This is a genomic window from Mucilaginibacter sp. P4_G9, from assembly GCF_056400985.1.
Genome location: NZ_JBFUKF010000518.1, coordinates 1 through 3,017 on the forward strand (window position 1 = coordinate 1; position 3,017 = coordinate 3,017).

At 42.2% G+C, this 3,017-nt stretch carries 3 protein-coding genes; all 3 read right to left on the minus strand.

Annotation, left to right across the window (positions count from 1 at the left end; all coding sequences use genetic code 11):
• Positions 1 to 865, minus strand: an 865-nt coding sequence (locus AC1DPZ_RS24700) for a lipid A deacylase LpxR family protein (RefSeq protein ID WP_477408476.1), incomplete at its 3' end; no start/stop codon positions are given.
• Between the two features lie 134 nt (positions 866 to 999).
• Positions 1,000 to 1,602 (minus strand): hypothetical protein, encoded by a 603-nt coding sequence (locus AC1DPZ_RS24705; protein WP_477408478.1) that lies wholly within the window; start codon positions 1,600 to 1,602, stop codon positions 1,000 to 1,002.
• A gap of 274 nt (positions 1,603 to 1,876) precedes the next feature.
• A partial coding sequence (locus tag AC1DPZ_RS24710) for a S16 family serine protease (protein WP_477408480.1) occupies positions 1,877 to 3,017 on the minus strand: 1,141 nt, incomplete at its 5' end.

Here is a 3,017-nt window from a genome sequence, read left to right on the forward strand (position 1 = left end):
CATCAAATGTAAAACGGCTGGTGGTAAAAGCCACACCCAATTGTTGGCTAAATACAAAAGGCTTTTTAGTTTGTGTTATCTCCAGGCTATTTGGGTCTTTGCTGTTAAACAACCCTCCTTGTATAGTAGCATCATAAACAACCGCATTTAATTGAGGCTTATAGTAAAAAAATATTTCATGCTTATGCAATAAACCTGTTTGTTCAACCGCCGACACTGTGCTTTGAGTACTCACCGAATTAAATAGCTGATTGAAGTTACCTATGCGTATTAACGGTCCAGCCCCAACACCTGTAAAACCTGTTCCTAAATTGGCATAGCTGGTAAGGCTTAAATCAACCCATGATGCGCGGGCCAGAAGTCTGTTATATTCGGCAGATAGGTTTAGTTCAACATCATTTCTTACCTGGTATTGCCAGCCGTTTAAGGTGTAAAAACCAAATGTATCGTGGATAAGCTTTTGAACGGGTTCGCCACCCGCTGCAGGGCCAACTAAGCCAAGCTGTGCGCCCAACTTAAGGGTACTTTCGTTTTTATACAACAAATTAAGGGTTGTGCCTAAATAAGTATACGCGGCAAAGGGCCTGTCGACGTCAGCAGCGTCACGTACATAACCCGATTGTGGGTTGAACATTTTTTGTCCCAGTTCTATCCCTAAAACTTTATTTCGAAGATTGTTTCCTTCACCTGTTTTTAAAGCCTTACGGTAGTAAAAAAAAATTCCATTTGTGTAATACCTGTCAGATCCTTGTCCCAAATACGAGTCGTTGTCTGATTGGATCCCAAATTCGTGGCCGCGCGTTTGGGCAAATAAACCAATACTGCCCAACAGGCATACCAGCGTTATAAATAGCTTATTTAACATTTAGGTATAAAATATATCAGCGACTAATATAAAAAAATTGAATTATGAATCGCTGTCATCAACCATATAAAATTAAAGGGTTTCCGGGTGCGTTTATCCACCCGGAACCCTTTTATAGGATAAGGTTGTATGAATTATTTAAAAGTGTAGCCTACGCTTACACCGCCTGCAGCAATAATGCCTTCATCATAAAATATCGGCACAAAGCCTATTCTTAAGTTAATGCCTCCTTCTTTGGGCTGATATCGATAACCTATTGTGGCAGTGCCAATAAAGCCGGTAACCCTGTCAAAAATAAAAGTTTTGCCTTTGTTGTCTCCGTAAGAGTTTAAAAAAGTAGTGCCGCCACCAAGTTCCAATAAGCTGCTGCCATTACCTGCCAGGTAGTTTACTTGTATTGGAATAGTAAATACACTATTGCCCCCCGATGCGAAATAGCCCGCGCCAACCCGGTAACCAAAACCATTGCGTTTGTGCCCAAAACGTGCATCATAATTAACGGTGAGTGCAAGGCCCGGACCGCCTACCTCAAAATAAACACTTTGAGTTTTTTCGCCATTTTGTTCGGCAGATGAATCCATCCTGGCAGAATCAACTGTAGCGTGATTTATAGCCCGGGGGGATGCCTTTTTTACTGTGTCCTGCATGTTAGGTTCCACAATCTGTGCTGAGGAGTTAAAACCAGATAATAGGAGTAGAGATAAGATAGTGATAGTTAGCGTAAAAGTTTTCTTCATTCTTTAGGTGTATTGAATTAATATACAATTCACCTCGTATTACGCTGATGGGTCACAAAAGGTTTCAAAGGACTGTTTTCTCACTTTTAGATGCACTCCGGAGCTTTCTTTTGAGTATCCTGCGAACCCCATTTTGAGCCCTTCGAAACGCCCTCCCACTACCTCTGACACCTCCGTAGAACGCCACCCCAAATACCTGCAAGGGGAACAGTAGGTCAGGGCCGATTAATATCTTATGCAAATAACAAAGGCACCTGATTAGTGCCTTTGTTGTTTAATTTAAAACTGCTTTCGTTTCCTCTTCTTTAACAGTAAGATCAAGAGGTTCGCTTACCCTTTCATCCAACAAGGCGAGTTTAATAACATCGCGCATGTCGGTTACATAATGAAAGTTAAGATCTGTTATATAATCTTCTTTGATTTCGAGGATATCTTTCTGATTGGATTTACAGAGGATTACCTCCTTAATATTGGCACGTTTGGCCGCCAATATTTTTTCCTTAATACCACCCACAGCTAAGACCCTGCCGCGTAGTGTAATTTCGCCAGTCATGGCCAGGTTGGGTTTTACCTTACGCTGGGTAAATGCCGAAACCAATGCTGTAAGCATGGTGATGCCTGYCGATGGGCCATCCTTAGGAGTAGCGCCGGCTGGTACGTGAACGTGTACATCCCACAGATCAAATAGTTTGGGGTTGATGCTAAAGTAGCCTGCATGAGCCCTTAAATATGCCAGCGCAATGGTAACAGATTCTTTCATTACATCGCCAAGGCTGCCTGTAAGTGTTAACCGACCTTTACCGGGACTTAAACTTGCTTCGATGAACAAGATGTCGCCGCCAACTGATGTCCAGGCCAGGCCTGTTACAACACCTGCTACATCATTGCCCTCGTAAAGATCTTTGTCGAAAATAGGCGCACCCAGTATTTTCTCTACTTCTTTTTTATTTATCACCGGGTTGTAGGGTTCTTCTAATGCGATATTTTTTGCGAGGCCGCGTACAACAGAACCAATTTTCTTTTCCAAAGCACGCACACCCGACTCACGTGTATAATCAACGATGATCTTCTCCAAAATATCGTTTTTAAGAGTCACATCTTTCAGTTTTAAGCCGTGTGCCTCACGTTGTTTTGGTACCAGGTGTTGCTTTGCTATTTCTATCTTTTCTTCAATCGTATATCCGTTCACCTCAATAATTTCCATCCTGTCTAACAAAGCAGGCTGTATGCTGCTCAATGAGTTCGCTGTGGCGATAAACATCACGTTGGATAGGTCGAAATCCATCTCAACATAATGATCATAAAAGGTGCTGTTTTGTTCAGGATCAAGTACTTCTAATAAAGCTGACGACGGATCGCCACGGAAATCATTACCCACTTTATCTATCTCATCTAAAATAAACACAGGGTTGGCG

Bases quoted from the DNA above. Each gene is read 5' to 3' on its own strand.
- AC1DPZ_RS24705 (WP_477408478.1), bottom strand. From the start codon at position 1,602: ATGAAGAAAACTTTTACGCTAACTATCACTATCTTATCTCTACTCCTA.